At 67.1% G+C, this 18637-nt stretch carries 18 protein-coding genes; 9 read left to right on the top strand and 9 right to left on the bottom strand.

Annotated features, from left to right (window positions below; genetic code table 11):
* Nucleotides 1–215 precede the first annotated feature (215 nt).
* The 4 genes from BLU77_RS20490 to BLU77_RS20475 form a co-directional block, all read right to left on the bottom strand.
* The gene (locus BLU77_RS20490; RefSeq protein WP_089775235.1) at nucleotides 216–995 is read right to left on the bottom strand and encodes an ABC transporter ATP-binding protein; all 780 of its coding nucleotides are present in this window, start codon (nucleotides 993–995) and stop codon (nucleotides 216–218) included.
* Complete coding sequence (locus tag BLU77_RS20485) at nucleotides 992–2071, bottom strand: taurine ABC transporter substrate-binding protein (protein WP_175477263.1); 1080 nt, start codon at nucleotides 2069–2071, stop codon at nucleotides 992–994. The genes BLU77_RS20490 and BLU77_RS20485 overlap by 4 nt, the downstream gene beginning before the upstream one ends.
* Before the next feature lie 14 nt (nucleotides 2072–2085).
* Nucleotides 2086–2991: an ABC transporter permease gene (locus BLU77_RS20480; protein WP_245708970.1), complete on the bottom strand. Its 906-nt coding sequence runs from the start codon at nucleotides 2989–2991 to the stop codon at nucleotides 2086–2088.
* A 190-nt stretch (nucleotides 2992–3181) separates the two neighbouring features.
* Nucleotides 3182–4807 carry a CDP-glycerol glycerophosphotransferase family protein gene (locus BLU77_RS20475; protein ID WP_175477262.1) on the bottom strand — a complete coding sequence of 542 codons (1626 nt, stop codon included), beginning with the start codon at nucleotides 4805–4807 and terminating at the stop codon, nucleotides 3182–3184.
* A gap of 72 nt (nucleotides 4808–4879) precedes the next feature.
* Here BLU77_RS20475 and BLU77_RS21905 point away from each other — a divergent pair, with 72 nt between their 5' ends.
* Nucleotides 4880–6259, top strand: a complete 1380-nt coding sequence (locus BLU77_RS21905; RefSeq protein WP_175477261.1) for a glycosyltransferase — start codon at nucleotides 4880–4882, stop codon at nucleotides 6257–6259.
* 15 nt (nucleotides 6260–6274) lie between these two features.
* Here BLU77_RS21905 and BLU77_RS20465 read toward each other — a convergent pair whose 3' ends face one another.
* Entirely contained in the window at nucleotides 6275–6931 is a 657-nt protein-coding gene (locus tag BLU77_RS20465; RefSeq protein WP_139177870.1) for a hypothetical protein, read from the bottom strand.
* 49 nt (nucleotides 6932–6980) lie between these two features.
* On the opposite strand from BLU77_RS20465, the gene BLU77_RS20460 reads away from it, so the two are divergent.
* The 6 genes from BLU77_RS20460 (at nucleotide 6981) to BLU77_RS20435 (ending at nucleotide 13595) form a co-directional block, all read left to right on the top strand.
* Entirely contained in the window at nucleotides 6981–8099 is a 1119-nt protein-coding gene (locus BLU77_RS20460) for a glycosyltransferase family 2 protein (protein WP_175477260.1), read from the top strand.
* 109 nt (nucleotides 8100–8208) lie between these two features.
* Complete coding sequence (locus BLU77_RS20455; protein WP_089775225.1) at nucleotides 8209–9483, top strand: nucleotide sugar dehydrogenase; 1275 nt, start codon at nucleotides 8209–8211, stop codon at nucleotides 9481–9483.
* Nucleotides 9480–10364 (top strand): ABC transporter permease, encoded by an 885-nt coding sequence (locus tag BLU77_RS20450; RefSeq protein ID WP_245708969.1) that lies wholly within the window; start codon nucleotides 9480–9482, stop codon nucleotides 10362–10364. Before BLU77_RS20455 ends, BLU77_RS20450 begins: the two co-directional genes overlap by 4 nt.
* The gene (locus BLU77_RS20445; protein WP_089775223.1) at nucleotides 10351–11220 is read left to right on the top strand and encodes an ABC transporter ATP-binding protein; all 870 of its coding nucleotides are present in this window, start codon (nucleotides 10351–10353) and stop codon (nucleotides 11218–11220) included. Before BLU77_RS20450 ends, BLU77_RS20445 begins: the two co-directional genes overlap by 14 nt.
* Before the next feature lies 1 nt (nucleotide 11221).
* Nucleotides 11222–12340 carry a glycosyltransferase family protein gene (locus BLU77_RS20440; RefSeq protein WP_245708968.1) on the top strand — a complete coding sequence of 373 codons (1119 nt, stop codon included), beginning with the start codon at nucleotides 11222–11224 and terminating at the stop codon, nucleotides 12338–12340.
* A 73-nt stretch (nucleotides 12341–12413) separates the two neighbouring features.
* Nucleotides 12414–13595: an ATP-grasp fold amidoligase family protein gene (locus BLU77_RS20435; protein ID WP_089775221.1), complete on the top strand. Its 1182-nt coding sequence runs from the start codon at nucleotides 12414–12416 to the stop codon at nucleotides 13593–13595.
* A gap of 158 nt (nucleotides 13596–13753) precedes the next feature.
* On the opposite strand, the gene BLU77_RS20430 is transcribed toward BLU77_RS20435, so the two are convergent.
* Together BLU77_RS20430 and BLU77_RS20425 are read right to left on the bottom strand one after the other, a co-directional pair.
* Nucleotides 13754–13960, bottom strand: a complete 207-nt coding sequence (locus tag BLU77_RS20430) for a Trm112 family protein (RefSeq protein ID WP_089775219.1) — start codon at nucleotides 13958–13960, stop codon at nucleotides 13754–13756.
* Nucleotides 13953–15398: a phosphomannomutase/phosphoglucomutase gene (locus BLU77_RS20425; protein ID WP_089775217.1), complete on the bottom strand. Its 1446-nt coding sequence runs from the start codon at nucleotides 15396–15398 to the stop codon at nucleotides 13953–13955. The genes BLU77_RS20430 and BLU77_RS20425 overlap by 8 nt, the downstream gene beginning before the upstream one ends.
* A gap of 130 nt (nucleotides 15399–15528) precedes the next feature.
* Between BLU77_RS20425 and BLU77_RS20420 the strand changes: the two genes are divergently transcribed.
* A complete protein-coding gene (locus tag BLU77_RS20420) occupies nucleotides 15529–16734 on the top strand; it encodes an ATP-grasp fold amidoligase family protein (protein ID WP_175477259.1) in 1206 nt (401 codons plus the stop codon).
* A gap of 60 nt (nucleotides 16735–16794) precedes the next feature.
* On the opposite strand, the gene BLU77_RS20415 is transcribed toward BLU77_RS20420, so the two are convergent.
* Both BLU77_RS20415 and BLU77_RS20410 read right to left on the bottom strand, forming a co-directional pair.
* Nucleotides 16795–17541: a gamma-glutamyl-gamma-aminobutyrate hydrolase family protein gene (locus tag BLU77_RS20415; protein ID WP_089775214.1), complete on the bottom strand. Its 747-nt coding sequence runs from the start codon at nucleotides 17539–17541 to the stop codon at nucleotides 16795–16797.
* A gap of 131 nt (nucleotides 17542–17672) precedes the next feature.
* On the bottom strand, nucleotides 17673–18071 hold the full coding sequence (locus BLU77_RS20410) for a DUF3499 domain-containing protein (RefSeq protein WP_089776058.1): 399 nt from the start codon (nucleotides 18069–18071) through the stop codon (nucleotides 17673–17675).
* Nucleotides 18072–18152: 81 nt separating this feature from the next.
* On the opposite strand from BLU77_RS20410, the gene BLU77_RS20405 reads away from it, so the two are divergent.
* A complete protein-coding gene (locus BLU77_RS20405; RefSeq protein WP_175477258.1) occupies nucleotides 18153–18617 on the top strand; it encodes a metallopeptidase family protein in 465 nt (154 codons plus the stop codon).
* The last annotated feature ends 20 nt before the right edge of the window (nucleotides 18618–18637 follow it).

Genomic DNA, 18637 nt, shown 5'->3' with positions numbered 1-18637 from the left:
CGAAGCCCCCTCACCCACAGAACCAGCAACCGCAGACTTCGACACCACACACAATCCTTCACTCGACAGACACCGACGCGGTTCAAGGCCAGCAGCCTCGAACGTCCGCAAAGGTCACAGAATAGTCACGCTCGCTGAACCTGGCGCGACCGGGCGTCGTACCACCCAGGTGCGAGCGCACACCACGTGCTTTCAGGCGCGTGGCACCACCGCGGTTACAGTTCCTGCCCCTCGTAGATCTGATCGGCGATCCTGTCCCGCAACTCGACGAACTCGGGGGTGGATCGCAGTTCCTTCCCGGGCAGGAGTCGGCCGTACGTCTGCGAGATCCGCACCTCTTCGTCGAGAACAACCCGACCAGGTCGGGGACTCATCACCAGCACCCGGTCACCAAGGAAGACCGCCTCCTCCACGCTATGCGTGATGAAGAACACGGTCTTGCGCCGCTCCCGTGAGATCCGCAGCAAGTCCATCTGAAGCCGCTCCCGGGTGAGCGCGTCAAGCGCCCCGAAGGGCTCGTCCATCAGGATGATCTCCGGGTCATTGGCCAGCACCCGGGCGATCTGAGTGCGCTGCTGCATCCCGCCGGACAACTCATAGGTCTTCTTGTCCTCGAACCCGACCAGCCCGACAAGCGCCAAGCACTCCTCGGCGACCTCACGGCGCTTCGCCGGGGCGATCCCTCGGAACCGGAGCCCGAGCTCCACGTTCTTGCGGACGGTCAGCCACGGGTAGAGGTTCGCATGTTGGAAGACCACGCCACGCTTCCAGGACGGGGCAGTAATCGGCTCGTCGTCGACGGATGCCTGGCCCCCGGTGGGCTTGAGGAAGCCGGCAAGGATCTTCAGAAGCGTGGTCTTGCCGCATCCGGACGGGCCGACGACACACACGAAGGAGCCGGTGTCCACGGTCAAGGTGGTGTCCGCGAGGGCGTGCACCACTTCCCCGCCGTCGGTGATGTATCGCTGGGAGACCTGGTCGAGGATGAGGCTCACTGACCGGCCACCGCGTCGATCGCATCGGTGTAGATGGCGTTCTCGTATTCCTCGGGCGGGTTCACCTCGTCGATCTCCTGCTGGGTGACGAGGAAGTCGGCGGTGTCGATGAGGTTCTGGCCGAGAGTGCCACCGAAGTACTGTTCTCCAGACTGCTCGCTGGCACTGAGGTAGAGGTAGCCGTCGAACTGGGAGAGCACCTCCTCGGGGGTGATGCCGAGCTGCACGGCGATCGACGCGGCGGCGGTGTCCGGATCGTCGTTGATCATCGTGACCGCTTCGTTCTGCACGGCGGTCCAGACCTCCATGAAGTCCGGGTTCTCCTCCACGAACGCCGTGGTCGCGGCAGCGAGGTCGAAGGTCGGCGCCTCCTCAGCGGTATCCGCGGCAGACAGCACGATCTCGCCGGTCTCGAGCAGCTGCTGCAGCGTCGGCGCCCACACCCAGGCGGCGTCGATCTCCTCCCGTTCCCAGGCTGCCAGCATCGCGTCCGGGGAGAGGTTGATCAGCTCGACGTCCGACGGCGTCATCCCCTCCCGGTCGAGCGCCGCGAGCAAGGAGTAATGCGCCGTGGAGGCGAACGGAACGGCCACTCGCATCCCTTCCAGTTCGGGCAAGCTGCCCGCGTCCACGTTCTGCTGCACCACGAGCGACTCGGCCTCACCGATGACGTCGTGGATCCAGATGACTTGAAGGTCGTTGCTGATCGGCGGAGAGAGGGACTTCGTGGTGGGGCTGGAGCCAGCGAGCCCGACGTCGACTGAGTCGGTGCCGAACGCCCGCACCACCTCACCGCCGGAGCTGAACTGGTCCCAGGTGATCTCGGCGTTCGGCATACAGGCCTCCAGCCACCCGAGGTCCCGGACCACCAGGTCACCGTTCGGGATCGGCTGGTAGGCAAGCCGCGCCGAGGTGGTGACCTCCTCGTTCACCTCCACCGGGCACTCGCCGGAGGCGCCACCCTGCTCGCTGTCCGGGTTGTCGGTGCGGCCGGAGTCCACACACCCGGAGAGTGCGAGAGCGGCGGCGCCAACCAGGGCAGCAAGACTCAGGATACGGACGCGGGACTGGGTCATGAGAACTCCTTCGGTCAGGCTTTCCCGTGCCATGGCACGGCCAGGTTGCCGAGATACTTGATCAACGCATCGAGCGCAACGGCCGCGAGACCGATGACGATGATGCAGGCGATGGTCAGTGCCGTCTGCAGCTGCTGACCGGAGGTGTAGGCGAGACCGCCGATACCGGGGATCCCTGCGTTCAGTTCCGCCGCGACCACACACGTCCAGGCAAAGCCAGTGGCGATCCTGATACCCGCGATCACCTCGGGCAGCGCGGACGGCAGGATCACTGAGGTGCCCACCTGCCAGCGGTTGGCGCCCATGGACAGTGCGGCGTGCACGCTGTCCTGGCGCACCCCGCGCACCCCATTGATCGTGGCGATCACGATCGGCGGGAAGGCGGCCAGGAAGAGCAGCCAGTTCTTCGAGGTGTCCCCGATACCGAACCAGACGATCAACAGGCCGATGTATCCGAGCGGCGGCAGCGAGCGCAAAAAGTTCAGGTACGGTTCCAGCGCGGTGTTCAGCCACCTCACCGTCGCCATCAGGAACCCAGCCAACGGCCCGAGCAGGACGGCGATTCCCACCCCGACCGCAATACGCTGCAGGGAGGCGAGGAGGTGCTCCCACATGTAGTAGTTCTGCTCACCGCAGATGGTGCGGGTCTCGCTCACGGCGCGGCAGGAGTTGGATTGCACGAACGCGTCCCACACCGCACCCGGGGACGGCAGGTAGAGCGGGTTGACCACTTGCATGGCCGCGACGGCCCACCAGGCGGCCAGGAACACCACGAGCACGCTCACCTGCAACCCGCCCCTGCGGGCCCGGCCGATCCGGAGGGAACGGCGGTGCTCCGAGGCTACCTTGAGCGTCTGCCCCAGGTGCTCGTCCTCCGGCTCGATCGTGGTGGATTCACCGGGGCTGTTGTTAGTCGTCACACTCTGTCCTGGTTCGTCGACTCAGTGCCTCGCGCTCCGTTGCTCGGCGTGACCCGTACGGCCAACATCGTTCACACCTCGCAGGCAGAGCCCGACAATACACTGCCCGCCCTCTCACCATCTGCAGTTCCGCCACGCCAGGCGGACCTTCAGTAACCTGCGAGTTCCCGCAGCGCTAGCAGTAGGAGGATCAGTCGATCGCGTCGATCGCCGCGGCGATCCGTGCACAATTCTCCCGGTCCTGGTAGGCGAAGATTCGGGCCACCCTTTCCGCGTACTTCTCCTCACGCTCGAAATCGGCGACGGCGTAGCGTTCGATCGCCTCGATCGCCCCCAACACTGTGGTCACCTGGGGTCCGAACCCGTCCCGAACCGTGTCGAACCATCCAGTGCCGCCGTGCCCCGCCGCGTACTCCTCGCGGTCGAACTGTGCGTAGACGACCGGAGCGCCCACGTAGGCAACGTCGAACTGCACCGACGAGTAGTCGGTGAGCAACATCGCGGAACTGCGCAGCAGACCAGGAATGTCCGCGCTCGCACCGTCCAGTATCTCGATCCGCTGGCTGGCGAGTTGCTCGGGGCGCAGCAGGGACGCCAGGTTGTAGTGCGGCACGACGGCGAGGCGGAGGTCGTACGCCTGCAGTACGTGGGCAAGTCGGGGATCCCCCAGAAACCCGTCGACGAACTCCTGGTACGTGGACCCCGGGTATGCCACCTGTGCGTCGGAGGCACTGCCGAAGAGCGTAGGTACCAGATAGCGCCGCCAAGTGGGCATGAACAGCACGGTTCGGCTCGGACGCTCCGGTCGGAGATTGTCATAGCGCGCCAGTCCCGTCTCACGCAGGTGACGGCCTCGATACCCCGAGGTCGCGGACATCGCCGCAGTTTCCGCCGGCCCCACGCTCAGCAGAAGGTCATAGCCACCATTCGCGCGCTTGAGCGCGTCCGGACTCAGGTGCACGCCGTGCTTGAGGTAGACCCGCTTTGCGCCGACACGCCACGCGCACTGGTTCATGTAGGCGCCGGGCCGCCATCGGCTCGGCAACATGTGCTTGATCGAGTAGGCATTTGCCAGCACGGAGGCATGCAACATCAAGATCCGGTGCCGCAGCGAGGAGCGCCAGACCACGTGGCCCAGTGAGGCGACTGCCCCGACCATCGGCGAGTCCTTGTCGATCGTGTAGTAGATCGGAGCCGCAGGTCTGTTCTGGCGCAGGTATGCGAAGAGTGCGCGGCCATTGTCCCGCGCAGTCTCGGCGCGCTCACCGATCAGCCAGATCTCCCCACGTGGCACGAACGGACGAGTGAGCGCACGCACCGGGCGCACCCACCAGAAACGGCGCAGATACAGGATGAACGCGAGGTCCCGCAGCACGTTGCGGAACGCCCAGACCACCCGGGCCCAGCGTGTCCAGGAGGAGAACCTCACCCAGGTAGCAGAACGCCCGGCGGCCGGGAATACCTGCATTCGTCTGGCTCCCACAGTCATCAGGCGCGAACTCGCCAGCAGCCCCGGGCTGGTGCCCACCGGTACCCATGTCGTGCTCCCGGTGCGGGCCACCTCGAGCCTGAAGCCGCCGTCGGGGACCCGCTCGATTGGAACAGCGAACGCGAGCGCAGCGAACGACCGCCGTCCCACCGTGTTCACTCGCTCGGCAACTGGGGCCTCCACTGTCGCCGCCACGTACCCCGTGCGCGACCGCAGGCGTAGCCGAAAGCTGCTCTCTGGCGACTCGTCGCTCCCACGCAGGTGGACGTGCACGAGCAGTCGACCCGCGGAATGGTCGATGAACTCGCACACTGGACGGAGCCGCATAGCGGTCCACCTTATGGTGATCGGGAGGTACAGCGACGCATTACCGATCGGCACACGGCTACCCTCGGGCCTATGGCGAGCGGACGTCCCGTAGTGATCCTGATGACCAGCAACGGTGTCGGGATGGGGCACCTCTCCCGCCAGGTGACCACCGCGCTGAGCGGTCCGCACCATTTCGACACCGTCATGTTCTCCCTCTCGCGAGCTCTCCCCAGGGTGATGCGGGCCTCCGAGCACGGCGGGCTCCCCGGGGCTGCAGAGCGGGATCTGCGGTTCGAGTACGGGCCCAGCTGGGAGTCCGGCTGGCTCCCGGCGGGCTGGCGGGCGCCGGTCCGCCGACGGTGGCGGTCCTACCGCTGGGACCCGTACCTGCGCGATCGGCTGGTGGCGCTGGCGACCGAGACCGGTGCTCAGGCTCTGGTGTTCGACGGTGTGGCCCCGTACCCAGGGCTGGTCCAGGCGCGCGCCGAGCTCCCGGGGACGAAGTTCGCATGGGTCCGGCGCGGCTTGTGGCGTCCGAGCGCGCCCGCCGAGCGCCTGGACGCCTCCCGGCATTTCGACCTCACCCTGGAACCGGGCGACGTCGCCGCCCACGCCGACCGCGGCCCCACCCGAGGTCGTTCCGACGCCGTCCGGATCCCGGGCGCGGTCAGCCTCACCGACGTGCTCCCCGCGTTGTCCCGGCACGAGGCCCGGGAGGTGCTCGGGCTGCCTCAGGACCGGCCGGTGCTCCTGCTCGCACCCGGGTCAGGGGCGCTCGGGTCCGTCGATGCCACCGCCGCGGCCGTGCTGGAGACGGTGGCGGCCGCCGGAGACGACTGGGTGATCGCCGTGACCCGGCAGTCGATCGCCCGGCACACCGTGGCCGGAGACGGTGACCGTGTGGTCGCCCTGGAGGACATCTACCCGTTGGCTCGCTACCTCGCCGCCTTCGACGGCGCGGTCAGCGCTGCCGGCTACAACGGCGTGCACGAACTACTGACTGCCGAGGTGCCGACGCTGCTGGTGCCGAGCACCTCTCACGCCACTGACGACCAGGAGGCTCGGGCCGCGGGCGCTGCTGCCCGTGGGATGGCGCTAGAGGTGCGCACCACGCTGTCCGAGGCGGTGCGTGACCTCCTCGATGAACGGACGCGCGACCGCCTGCGGCGGCAGATGAGCGCGTTGGAACCCGCCACCGGTGGTCGCGCGATCGCCGAGCGGGTGACCGCCTTGGCAGCTGATGGGGCGGCCCCGACCGGGCCGCCCCATCACGCTAAACCCGGCCCGGCGTTTCCAGACCTGCGCACCCGTGCCCAGCCCGGTTCGGCCAGCGAACTGCTCTTCACCGACGAGCTCGATCCTGGCACCTTGCGCGGCCACCGCCCGGTCGAGCATCTGCTGCGCGGCGCCTCACCGCAGTACCGAGCCGTCCGCGAGTCCATCGCCCCGTGGCTGTACCGCGTGCGCTGATCGCGAGCAGCCCGATCAGGGGGCGCGCACCCCGGTCCCCGCGGCTGTCCGGCGCCGGTGCGCCCGACGCTGGCGCAGCAGTCGTAGCTCGCGCCGCACGGTCCCCAATCTGGCGCGGACACCGGACCAACGAGACTGTCGGCGCACACGATTCCGTTCCGCCCGAGCCCACGCCTCAAGATCAGGGCCGACTTCCGACGTCGGGACCACCCCTACCTCATCCGCCGGAATCCAAGCACGAGCCTGTGGGTGGTCGTGCGGAAGGTGTGCGTTGTCGAAGGTGAGGCCAAGCTCCGGGAGACGATCGCCGTCGATTCCATGCTCGGTCAACCACTCGGCCGACCACAGGGCGATCATGCTCGACCCACCGCTGTCCGGGAGAAACACCCTGGTCACGATCCGCCCGGGCACGGCTGCGCGCTGCACGAGGCTCGCGACTGCTCCCGGACCGAAAGCCACAGGGGCGGTCACCATCAGCACGTGGCCGTCCATCGGCACGTCCCACGCCACGCCGACGGCCTCGGGGAACTTCTCGGCAAGGGGGCCTCGCACGGTTGCATCACAGCGTGCGGCGACGCGGTCGGCCTGGCCACACAAGGTTTCCAGCACCAAGGCAGCGTCCCCGAGGCTCAGACCACGGACGTCCGCGAGAACTACGGTCACTGAACTCACCCGGGCATCCTAGGCGAAGGGCGTGATGACGATGCCTATACTCAGCCAGATGGATATCCGGAGCGACAACCCGGTCGGCCGGGTTCCCGACTCCGGAATGATGCGTCGAGGAACCGTCGAACTCGGTGCGCGATGTCGGATCGGACGGCGTTCCTTGGCCTGGGCCGGAGCGTCGGACCGCGCCTTGAGCGGACTCGATTCGCTGCACGCTCTCGAGGTGACCGGATCGCCCCCCGCCGAGAGCAGCGCCGCCGCCGCCCAACTGCTGCACCGGGCCGCTGCTCGAGGGACGTACGTGCATGGACTCAGCGACGACGCCGTACGCGCAGCACTCGACCCGGCCCTGGCGGCGCACATCCCGGCTGGGCGGGACGAAGGGACCGTCGGTGAGTTGGCCTGGGACATCCGCGCTGTCGAGCAGCGACGCGCGGCCATTCGTCCACTACTCGGGCGCCTACCGTCGATGAGCGCCGTCCTGCCGAGCCGCCGCCCAGAGTTGGTGGCACAGATGGTCGCTCAGGTTGCGGCGATGCACTACGACGAATTGGAGATCGTGGTGGCGCTGCACGGCTGCCCACCACCGCCCGGGCTCACCGAGGCCGCCGCCGGCCGCCCACTCGTCGTGCTGGAGTTCGATGCGGACACCATCTTCGGCGAGGTGCTCAACCACGCCTGCGCCGCCGCCTCCGGCGAACTGATCTGCAAGGTCGACGACGACGACTACTTTGCTCCCGAGCACCTGTGGGACCTCGCGGCCGCCCACTGCTACTCCGGCGCGACCTTGGTGGGCAAGATGACCACGGTCGTCCACCTCGAGGCACTGGACACGACGGTGCGCCGTGTCTACGGTGCCCGCGAATCCTTCACACACCGGGTGGCTGGCAGCACCATGACCATAGCCGCCGCGGATCTGCGCGCAGTTGGCGGCTGGTCGCCGGTACCCCGAGCGGTCGACACCGCTCTCCTGCGGTCGGTCGCCGAGCACCAGGGCACGGTGTATCAACCGCACGACATCGGCTATATCTACGTTCGTCGAAGCGATCCGAACGCGCACACCTGGCCCGCGCAGACGGTGCATTTTCTGCGCAACGTGCGCGAGCAGTGGATCGGGCTTCTCCACCATCCAGCGTTCGGCACTGCTTCTGTCCTCGACTCACCGGATCCGTGAACGAACGCCGCGACAGGGTGGGACGTGGTTGTCCTTCTGCATTGACCTGTGCCCCGTATGCTGTCCGCGTGCGGTCATCGACGCACTCATCGTCTGAGGGAGCAGTTCAGTGTCAGTAGATGTCGTCGTTCTGGGTCTCGGCTATGTCGGCCTTCCCCTCGCTCAAGAGGCAGCACGCCAAGGCCTGGCAGTCGTCGGGTTCGACATCAGCGCTCCGGTGGTGGAGGGCCTGAACCTCGGCCGTTCCCACATCGATGATCTGAGCGACGAGGACATCACGGAGATGCTGTCTGCCGGCTTCCGGGCGACCACCGACGAAGCCGTGATCGACGAGGCAGACGTCGTCGTCGTCTGTGTTCCCACCCCGCTTGCCCAGGACGGCGCTCCGGACCTGGGCGCCGTCACCGGGGCCGTCGGGACGATTGCGCGGCACGTGCACCCGGGCCTGCTGGTCGTGCTGGAGTCCACCACCTGGCCCGGCACCACCGAAGAGATCGTGCAGCCAGTGCTGGAAGACGGCGGTCTCCAGGTCGGCACGGACGTTCACCTGGCCTTCTCCCCCGAGCGGATCGACCCCGGCAACGCCATCTATGGCATCAAGAACACGCCGAAGGTGGTCGGCGGCGTCTCCCCTGCGTGCACGGAGAAGGCCACCGCCTTCTACTCACGCTTCATCGACACAGTCGTTCCCGCCAAGGGAACTCGTGAGGCCGAGACGTCCAAGCTCCTGGAGAACACGTACCGGCACATCAACATCGCGCTGGTGAACGAGATGGCCAGGTTCTGCCACGAGCTCGGGATCGATCTGTGGAACGTGATCGACATGGCGAAGACCAAACCATTCGGCTTCCAAGCCTTCTACCCGGGGCCGGGTGTGGGTGGGCATTGCATTCCGATCGACCCGAACTACCTCAGCTACACGGTGCGCACCCGCCTCGGCTATCCGTTCCGGTTCGTCGAGCTCGCACAGGAAGTGAACTCCGGGATGCCGGCCTACGTGACCCGCCGCGCGCAGGACCTGCTCAACGAGGATGCCAAGGCCCTCCGAGGTGCGAACGTGCTGCTGCTGGGTGTCACGTACAAGGCGAACATCGCCGACCAGCGTGAGTCCCCTGCTGTGCCACTTGCCGAGCACCTGATCTCCGGCGGGGCCGAGGTCTCGTTCCACGACCCGAACGTGCACACCTGGCATCTCGGGCACGGCCCCGCCACTTCCCAGTCCCTGGAGCGAGTGCCGGACCTGGACGACGCAGTCCAGGCAGCGGACCTGGTGATCCTGGTGCAGAATCACGCCAGCTACGACTTGGACACGCTCACCTCCGCCGCCCAACGGTTCTTCGACACCCGGGGAGTCACCACGCAGCCGGAGGTGCACCGGCTGTGAGCCGGCGCAGGCCAGCACGGCAGGCACCGCTCTCGGAGCTGGCCGCCCTGGCCGCCGAGCACGGTCTGCGACCGATCGGTGGCCGGCCGCGGCTGGGCGAGTACATGCGCCAGTTGTGGGAACGCCGGGCGTTCCTGTGGACGATGGCGAGTTCACGCACCTACGGGAAGAACCAGAACAACTACCTCGGTCAGGTGTGGGCGGTGCTCAGCCCGCTCACACTCGCGGTCGTCTACTTCGTCGTGTTCAACTACTTGATCCCGCGCGCCACCGACGGTGTGGAGAACTATCCTGGATTCCTGACGGTGGGAGTCTTCATCTTCTCGGCCATGGCGGCCACCATCACGTCCGGATCCACGGCAATCACCAGCAACATGCAACTTGTTCGGGCGCTGCACTTCCCCCGCGCGATCCTGCCGGTCTCTGTCGCACTGGCCGAAGCCATAGCGTTGATGCCCGCCTTGGGCGTCATGCTGGTGATCGTGCTGATTACCGAACAAGCGATCAGTTGGTCCTGGCTCCTTCTCCCGGTCGCGGTACTGATGTTCTTCCTGTTCTCAGCCGGGGTCGCGATGATCGCCGCGCGCCTCGTGGTCGCAGCCCGGGATCTCCGCAACCTAATCCCCGTGGCCATCAGGCTGCTACGTTACGTCTCCGGTGTGTTCTTCCTCATTGGTGCCACGCCGGTTCCGGGCACGCTCCAAGCCGTCATGGAATACCAGCCGGTCGCTCTCTATCTCACACTGGTCCGGTCGAGTGTGCTCACGGAGTTCACACCACAGCTCGACCAGTGGCTGATGGGCGCCGGATGGGCGGTCGGCGCAGCAGTCATCGGCTTCATCGTCTTCTGGCAGGCGGAGGATCGCTATGGCCGCGACTGATGACCGCGAGTTCGACGAGATCGACCACGAGGCCGACGACCTCGATGTCGAGGACTCGGGTGCGCCGGCCCCGCCACAGGCGCCTCCCCCGGCGCCTGGCACCCCCGCGGTGATCGCCGACGACGTGCACGTGAAGTACCGCGTGTTCGGTGGGCGACAGAGCACCGCGGGCGAGATGGGCCGCCTGCGGCGCCTGGTGAACAGATCTCGTGCGCACGTGGGGGCCGTCACCGAGGTGCACGCCGTGCGTGGCGTCTCGTTCGTGGCCAGGCACGGCGAGTCGGTGGGCCTGATCGGGATGAACGGAGCAGGAAAAAGTACCCTGCTGCGGGCTGTCGCCGGGCTGATGCCCATCAGCGAAGGACGCGTCTTCGTCGACGGCACCACGGCACTGTTGGGCGTGAACGCGGCCTTGGTTCCCGCGCTGACCGGAGCGCGGAACGTGATGATCGGTGGCCTAGCGCTCGGGCTCACGCCGGACCAGGTGCGTGAGCGCTTCGATGACATCGTCGAGTTCGCCGGTATCGGGGACTTCATCAACCTGCCGATGAAGGCCTACAGCTCGGGAATGGCTGCACGGCTCCGGTTCGCGATCTCCACGGCCGCCATCCCGGACATCCTGATGATCGACGAGGCGCTCGCGACCGGTGACGCCGCGTTCCGGAACCGAAGCCGAGCCAAAATCGAGGAGATCCGGGAGCATGCCGGCACGGTCTTCCTGGTGAGTCACTCCACGCAGTCGATCGAGCGCATGTGTGACCGCGCGATCTGGCTGGACCAGGGCCGCATGCTTGCGGACGGCCCTGCCCGTGAGGTCGTCGCCGAGTACCGGAAAGCACTGCAGAAGAAGTCGTGAGATGACCGCACCGAGCCCAGCTGCCTCCTCCAGACCGCTGCGGGTGTTGGTGGTCACCGTGGTGCACGACCCCGAGGACGCCAGGATCCGGCACCGGCAGATCCCTGCACTGCTTGCCGCGGGGATGCAGGTGACCTACGCGGCCCCGTTCGAGGCCTTCGGGCGCACGCCGCCATCAGGGGTGCGTGGCATCGACGTTCCGCGCGCGAGCGGACGGCGCCGGCTCGGGGCGGTAGTCCGTGCCCGCCAGGTGATCCGCCGCGCCGGCGCGGGCGCGGACGTGGTGCTGGTGCACGACCCCGACCTGCTGCTCTCGGTGACCGGGCTGGGCCCCCGGGTCGGTCGGGTGGTGTGGGACGTGCACGAGGACACTGGCGCGGCGATCGGGATGCGCGAGTGGATCCCGGACCTGCTGCGCCGACCGTTGCGGGCGCTGGTGCGACTCACCGAACAGCTCGCCGAGCGGCGGTACACGCTACTCCTGGCCGAGCACAGCTACGCCGAGCGGTTCCGGACCACGCACCCGGTCGTCCCCAACTCGAACTGGGTGCCCGCTACGCCTCCACAACCGTCAGGTACCGAACGTGTGGTGTACCTCGGCAACATCACAATAGCTCGTGGTGGGCGCGAGATGATCACCCTTGCCCGACTCGTCCCCGAGCTGGAGCTGGTCCTGATCGGGACGGCGGACGCGACCATACAGCCCGAGTTGGAGGCCGCACAGCATCGTGGAGAGCTGACCTGGCTCGGCTTCGTCCCCAATGACGACGCCGTTCAGCTGCTCGATGGAGCGCTCGCAGGGCTGGCACTGCTGCACGACCAGCCGAACTACTCGCGCTCGCTGCCCACGAAGATCGCCGAGTACCTCGCGCACGGGGTACCCGCGGTCACGACACCGAATGAGAGTTCGGCCGCCCTCGTCCGCACGTCTGGCGGCGGCGTGGTGGTCCCGTTCGGCGATGTGCTCGCGACGGCGGCCGCCCTCCGAGAACTCGCCCGTGATCCGGAGCGACGGCGGGCCATGGCAATCTCCGGGTACCGGTACGTGGCGGCCGAGGTGAACTGGCACCGGGACGGTGCAGAGTTCGCCAAGACGATCGCGGACGTGGCACGGAGGTGAATGCGAGGCGAACGTTCATCGCCTCGGGTCGCACGATCCTCTGCCGTCACGAGCAGTATGCAACGATCCAGCCATGCGAGGGCTGAAGGCATGGGCGCGGACGTCGATCCCAGTGTTGACCTGGCGCGACGACAAGCTCCGAGCACAACAGAACATGATCCGGGCGCTGCGGGCCGAGACGGCTCAGTTGCGCTCGAGGCTCGCTGAACATGCCCAGCCCCATAGCCGCGAGGGCAGCGCGCAGCAGCAGGCTCAGCAGCGCCCCCGAGCTGCCGGCCCTTCCGCGGAGGACGCGCCCTCGTTCCGTCGCCACCTGCTCCTGCTCCGGCAGGAGTGCGACATGGCCGTCCGGCGCGACCCGAAGGCGTGGACACCACTGATGAAGATCCCGCGAAAACTCCGCAATTACCAGCTCGCCGCGTCCCACGGCATCGACACTCCGACGGTCTATCAGGTGTGGGAGACACTAGCGGAAGTCCGCCTGGACGATCTCCCGGACGAGTTCGTGTTCAAGTCCGACGGTGGCGCCGGGGGGCACGGGGTGTTCATCATGACCCGGGTCGGCTCCGACCAATACCTGATCGACGGCGCCACCGAGCCGATGTCGAGGGCCGAGTTCGTCGCCATGGCGTCCGAGAAACCGACCCGCTCATTCCGGCCCCCGTTCTTCGCCGAAGGTGTGATCGAGGTCCACGGCCAGACCGGCCGGATCCCCGAGGATGTGAAGATCTATGCCAGTTACGGTCGCATCCTGCTCGTCATGCTGCGCCACATCGACCACCCCACGGCACTCGACACTTGCCGCTACCGGTTCCTCGACGCCGGTGGTGACGAGATCCTCGAACCGGGCGGTGCGTTCACGGTCGACCAGAGCATCGCCGTCCCCACCCAGCTCGAGGAGATGCTCGACGCCGCTCGGCACCTTTCCCGCGCAGTCGGGTTGGGCTTCTCCCGCGTCGACCTCTACGACGCCCTTGGCGGACCTGTGCTGGGAGAAATCACCCGGGCACCGGGTGGCCCGCAACGGTTCCATCCCGCGCTGGACCGCGCGATGGGGACGACCTGGCTGCAGGGCGACCACGACCTCGCCAAGGACCTGGCCCGGGGCCGGCCCTACGGAGTGCTGCACGGACCGCACCACGCGCCGAACAGGTACCCGTCCGGTCACGTCTCACGTGCGGCGGACCCTCGGTCGTGGTTAGTGCGCACCGCACCCTGTGAGCAGTGGTGTCGCCCTGGGAGTGGCAGGACCTGACGGCGTCCAGTTCAGCCGGTCGATCGCTCCTGCCACGGCGGCGGCGTCGGTGCCGCCCTCATGCAAGGCGAAACAGCCGCCGAGGGCGAACGGGATGATGGAACGATGAACGCAGTCACGTACCGGGCACGGCCGTAGCCGAACTGGTGGCCCCGATGTCAGTTCAGGGCGACACTCTCATGCGCCAGCAGGATCGGCACGCCCGATCGCACCGGATAGGCGAGCGGACGCTCCGGGTGCTCGCTGATCAGGGCAGGCCCGCCGTCGGGCATGGCGCCAGGGCGTAGCCGGGCACCGGTGACCGGGCACCTCAGGATGGCCAGCAGGCTCTCGTCGACGGGCTGTATCGCGGCCGGGTTAGTCATCGGTCTCCTCCTCGTCCTGACCCTCGCGGACGACGGCGAGCACCCCGTCGGTGATCTTGGCGAGGATGTCCTCGTCGTGCGCCTCCACGTTGAGGCGCAGCAGCGGCTCGGTGTTGGAGGAGCGCAGGTTGAACCACCACCGCGGTGCCGCGTCCCAGTGGCTGAACGTGACGCCGTCGAACTCCTCGACCTGCACGACGCCGGAGGCAATGTCCTCGGCGAAGGCGTCCCGCACCCTGGCGATCGCCTGCTCGGGCTCGCTCACCCGGGAGTTGATCTCCCCGGAGCCGTAGTAGGGGGTGTAGATCTCCGACAGGTCGGACAGCGCGGCCGTCCCCGAGCCCAGCGCATGCAGCACGTGCAGCGCGGCGAGCATCCCGGTATCAGCGAACCAGAAGTCGCGGAAATAGTAGTGGGCGGAATGCTCACCCCCGAAGACCGCGTTCTCCTCGGCCATCTGCGCCTTGATGAAGGAATGGCCCACACGAGTCTGTACCGCCCGGCCGCCTGCCGCTTCGACCAGCTCCGGCACCGCCCGGGAGGTGATGAGGTTGTGGATCACCGTGCCAGTGCGACCTGCGGCGCTCTCCTTCTCCAACTCGCGCAGTCCGACCAGCGCGGTGACAGCCGAGGGACTCACAGCCACGCCGCGCTCGTCGATCACGAAGCACCGGTCGGCGTCTCCGTCGAAAGCCAGACCGATGTCGGCCTGCTCCGCGATCACCGCAGTCTGCAGATCAATGAGGTTCGCTGGGTCGAGCGGGTTTGCCTCATGGTTGGGAAAGGTGCCGTCCAGCTCGAAATACATCGGCACCAGGTCGAGACCGAGGTCAGGTAGCCCTGCCTCGGTGCCCAACACGGCGCCCGCCGTGAGCCCAGCCATGCCGTTGCCTGCATCGACCACCACCTTCAACGGGCGGATGCCGTCCAGTCCGACTAATTCGCGTAGGTGGTGGGCATACGCACCGAGCAGGTCAGCCTCGGTCATGCTCCCCTGCCGCTCCGCTGCGGGGATACCCTCATCGAGGTACTGCTGCGCGAGGTGCTGCACGTCGTCCAGACCCGTGCCACGGCCGACCGGGCGTGCCCCGGCGTGGCACATCTTGATCCCGTTGTACTGAGCCGGGTTGTGGCTGGCGGTGAACATCGCACCGGGCACACCGCGCGACCCCGAGGCGTAGTAGAGCCCGTCGGTGGAGCACAGCCCGATGTGCAGCACGTCCACCCCCCGCCAGGCAGCGCCATCGGCGAACGCCGCGGTCAGTGACGGTGAGGAAGGGCGCATGTCGTGCCCCACAACGATACTGGCGTTCCCGGCGGGCACAGCCGCGACGTCGGCGAACGCGGCGCCGAGAGCGCGCGCCGCGTCCTCGTCGAGCTGGTCGCCGGCGACGCCTCGGACGTCGTAGGCCTTGACGATGGCTTGGAGGTCAGACACAGCCACTGAGCCTACCCTGCCGCCTCACGCTCCACCGCAGGTGGAGTCGTTGATTCATGTCCCGGATTCACTTCGCCAACAGAGCATTCATGGGATGATCGTCAGGTCAAGTCCAGAGGAGGACAGGGAAGTGGTAACGACCCTCAAGGCATCGCTGCGCGCGATGATTCCTGCCATTCGATGGCGCGACGAGAAATTACGTGAGTTGCGGGTGGACATTTCCCGGCGACACCGGCAGGTTATGCGGCTGCGGCGAACTGTGCAGGATCTGGAAGTCAGAGTCGCCTCACTTGAGCGAGAAATCGAGCAAGGCGAGGAACGACAACTCCGGCGCGACAAGGCGAATCGGCGGCAAGAGCGCGAGAATGACCGCAATCCGTCCTTCCGCCGTGAGATCTTGTCCCTGAGAACTCGGGTGCAGAGCGCTGCCCATGAGGACACTGATTTCGTCACCGCCTTGCGCCAGATTCCGAGAAAGCTCAGGAACTACACCCTCGCCCAGTCGCACGGCGTAGCCACACCCCTGATCTTGCACCGATGGCCGGACATCGACTCGATCGACTTCAGCGAACTGCCGGACGACCTGGTCCTCAAGTCCGATGGTGGCGCCGGCGGTCAGGGAGTGTTCCCGCTTCACCGCATCGACGACGAAAGCTATGCGATCGCGGGTGGATCGACAACGATGTCCGTCGCTGATCTCCGGGCACGGCTGCACGAGCTGGACCGGAGGGCAAGGCCGCCATACTTCGCCGAAGAATTCATCACGGCGCGAGGGCAGGAGGGAGACATCCCGCAAGACGTCAAGATCTTCGCGTTCTACGGTGAAGTCGGTCAGATCCTGTTGCGTTCGGTCACCAGCCATGGTCAGGCTGACACCGTCCGATATCGATTTCTCTGGTCTGACGGCAAAGACCTCGGCAATGTGTCATTGCAGTCGACCGCTCCGATCGACAAGGGCGTCCCGATCCCCCAGAACCTCGAGGCAATGGTGGAGGTGGCCCGCCACCTGTCCCTGTGTATAGGAACGGCGTTCATACGCGTCGACCTCTACGACACGAGCGACGGCCCCACCCTCGGCGAGATGACACGCGCACCGGGTGGGGCGCACAAGTACCGCAGTGAGCACGACCGTCTCATGGGCGACATGTGGCTTCGAGCCCAGACCCGGCTCGAACGCGATCTGATCCTGGGGCGACCAGCCGGTGCCCTCTACGGAGACCATCCCACGAGCAACTACTACGTCGGGCTCGGCGGACAGCCAGCCTTTGCCCCTGCCACGTGGCCGAGTACGGTACGTCCCTGCAGTGAGTGGTGCCGCGTGGACGCTGAGCACTGACAATCGTTCAGGTGGCAGGCGAACAAGCCCACCTGGCATGCGTTCGGAATCACCTGTTCCTCAGGCGAGCTCATTCAGCGGACTCAACGCCACACTGTCCGACGAGTGGGTCGAAGCCGCATGGATCACGAACTGTCTGAACAGTTCCTCGTCGTTGTCCACCTCAGGGTGCCACTGCACACCCACAACGAACGCTCTGGCGGGGTCCTCGACGGCCTCGATGGTGCCGTCGTCGGCACGGGCGGTGACGAGCAGGGAACCCGTCGTGGCCGCCGCTTGGTGATGCATCGTTCGCACGATGCTAGGGCCGCTACCGTAGATGCTCGATAGTCGTGAGCCGGCGGTGATGGAGACTGGGTGGTAGCCAAAATCCCCGTCCGCCTCGAGATGCTGCGCAGCATCGAGCTGGTCCGGGAGGTGCTGAATGAGGGTGCCCCCACTCGCGATCGTGAGGATCTGCATTCCACGGCAGATTCCCAGCACAGGAAGTCCCCGCGCCAGCGCTTCCGCCAGGAGGGTGAACTCAAGGTCATCCTGGATGCTCGGCGCCGGATCAGCCTCTGGGTGCGGGGGCTCACCGTAGCGACGGGAGCCGACGTCAGCGCCACCGGCAATGATGAGCCCGTCGAAGCGGGTCAGTTGCCCGCTATGGCCGCCTGGAGGAAGGATCGCGACGTCCGCTCCTGCGTGCTGCACGGCATGGACATAGTCCCACGAGAGCAAGGCCGTGTCCCGCCGGTCCCACAGCCCCCAGGATGCGTTCTCGCGCCTGCCACTGATCGCGACGACCGGCCTGCGTCCTGACATCGTTCACTCCCACCACTGGTACCAGCAACTCTGCCGACAGGGATCGCGGAAGAACGCATCGCTGTTCGCGACACACTACCGTCCCGGGGCACATCGCGGGATACGTTCCAGAAGTAAAGCGGCGTCGCTGACTACTCGTCCTCGCCGCGGATCACCCGCAGATGACCGCGTCGCCCGGTCTCGGGCGACAGTCGAGATTGGGTGACCGGGGCGGGCACAACAGGGCCACGTGCGGCAGGGACCGATGGCGCCGGTGTCGCACGGGACGCCTCCCGGACGGCGTCCGCCAGAGCCAACAGGTCGTCTGAGCTCGGGGGCGCCGGTTCGAACTCGGTGGCCAGACGCACCACGTCCCATCCGCGAGGGACCGTGAGACGCTCGGCGTGCTCGGAGCAGAGGTCGTAGGTGTGCGGTTCGGCGTGCGTGGCGAGCGGGCCAAGTACGGCGGTGGAGTCCGAGTACACGTAGGTGAGCGTGGCCACGGCAGGCGCCGTGCACGCGGAACGGGTGCACCCTCGAGTCGGTCTCACGGGGCCCACGCTACCTCGCAGCATCCGTCGCGCGGCGCGGGCCACGCCGAGTCGCCCGCTCTCCTCTGGCAGGCTGGTGCCATGTCCGAGGCCTTTCGTCCGCTGGTCCCCCACGGCTCCGCCTATGCCAGTCCTCCGCGCCGCAGGGACCGACACGGCCGCGGGGTGCGCGGTCCGCTGATGCCCCCGGCCCTGCCGGGGTGGCGCACCCGGGCCGAGAAGTTCGACGATGCGGTGATCGGCACGCTCGAGCACCTGGAACGGCACCTCGGGCCGGAGCTGGACGGCGTGGAGGTCGCCGTGGAGGAGGTGCCACCCAGTGCGCCCGCGCCGTGGGAGACCGGTGCGGTGCCGCTCGGCCGTTACTTCTCCGCGGACCCTGCTGCTGGCCTGGGGCACCGGATCGTGGTGTACCGCCAACCCGTGATTGCCCGCAGCGAGGACGAATTGGACATCGTTGTCTTGATCCGAGACGTCCTGGTGGAGCAGATCGCGCACATGCTCGGACGTGATCCGGATGAGGTGGACCCGGGCTACGGAAGCTAAGGCCCGCGGCTGATCCCGGT

The organism is Ruania alba (assembly GCF_900105765.1).
Lineage (GTDB): Bacteria > Actinomycetota > Actinomycetes > Actinomycetales > Beutenbergiaceae > Ruania > Ruania alba.
This window is presented reverse-complemented; position numbering and strand designations above follow the sequence as displayed.

Coding starts and splice junctions, on each gene's coding strand:
- BLU77_RS20485 (WP_175477263.1), bottom strand. CDS start 2,071: ATGACCCAGTCCCGCGTCCGTATCCTGAGTCTTGCTGCCCTGGTTGGC.
- BLU77_RS20475 (WP_175477262.1), bottom strand. CDS start 4,807: ATGCGGCTCCGTCCAGTGTGCGAGTTCATCGACCATTCCGCGGGTCGA.
- BLU77_RS21905 (WP_175477261.1), top strand. CDS start 4,880: ATGGCGAGCGGACGTCCCGTAGTGATCCTGATGACCAGCAACGGTGTC.
- BLU77_RS20460 (WP_175477260.1), top strand. CDS start 6,981: ATGGATATCCGGAGCGACAACCCGGTCGGCCGGGTTCCCGACTCCGGA.
- BLU77_RS20445 (WP_089775223.1), top strand. CDS start 10,351: ATGGCCGCGACTGATGACCGCGAGTTCGACGAGATCGACCACGAGGCC.
- BLU77_RS20440 (WP_245708968.1), top strand. CDS start 11,222: ATGACCGCACCGAGCCCAGCTGCCTCCTCCAGACCGCTGCGGGTGTTG.
- BLU77_RS20435 (WP_089775221.1), top strand. CDS start 12,414: ATGCGAGGGCTGAAGGCATGGGCGCGGACGTCGATCCCAGTGTTGACC.
- BLU77_RS20430 (WP_089775219.1), bottom strand. CDS start 13,960: ATGACTAACCCGGCCGCGATACAGCCCGTCGACGAGAGCCTGCTGGCC.
- BLU77_RS20415 (WP_089775214.1), bottom strand. CDS start 17,541: ATGTCAGGACGCAGGCCGGTCGTCGCGATCAGTGGCAGGCGCGAGAAC.
- BLU77_RS20405 (WP_175477258.1), top strand. CDS start 18,153: ATGTCCGAGGCCTTTCGTCCGCTGGTCCCCCACGGCTCCGCCTATGCC.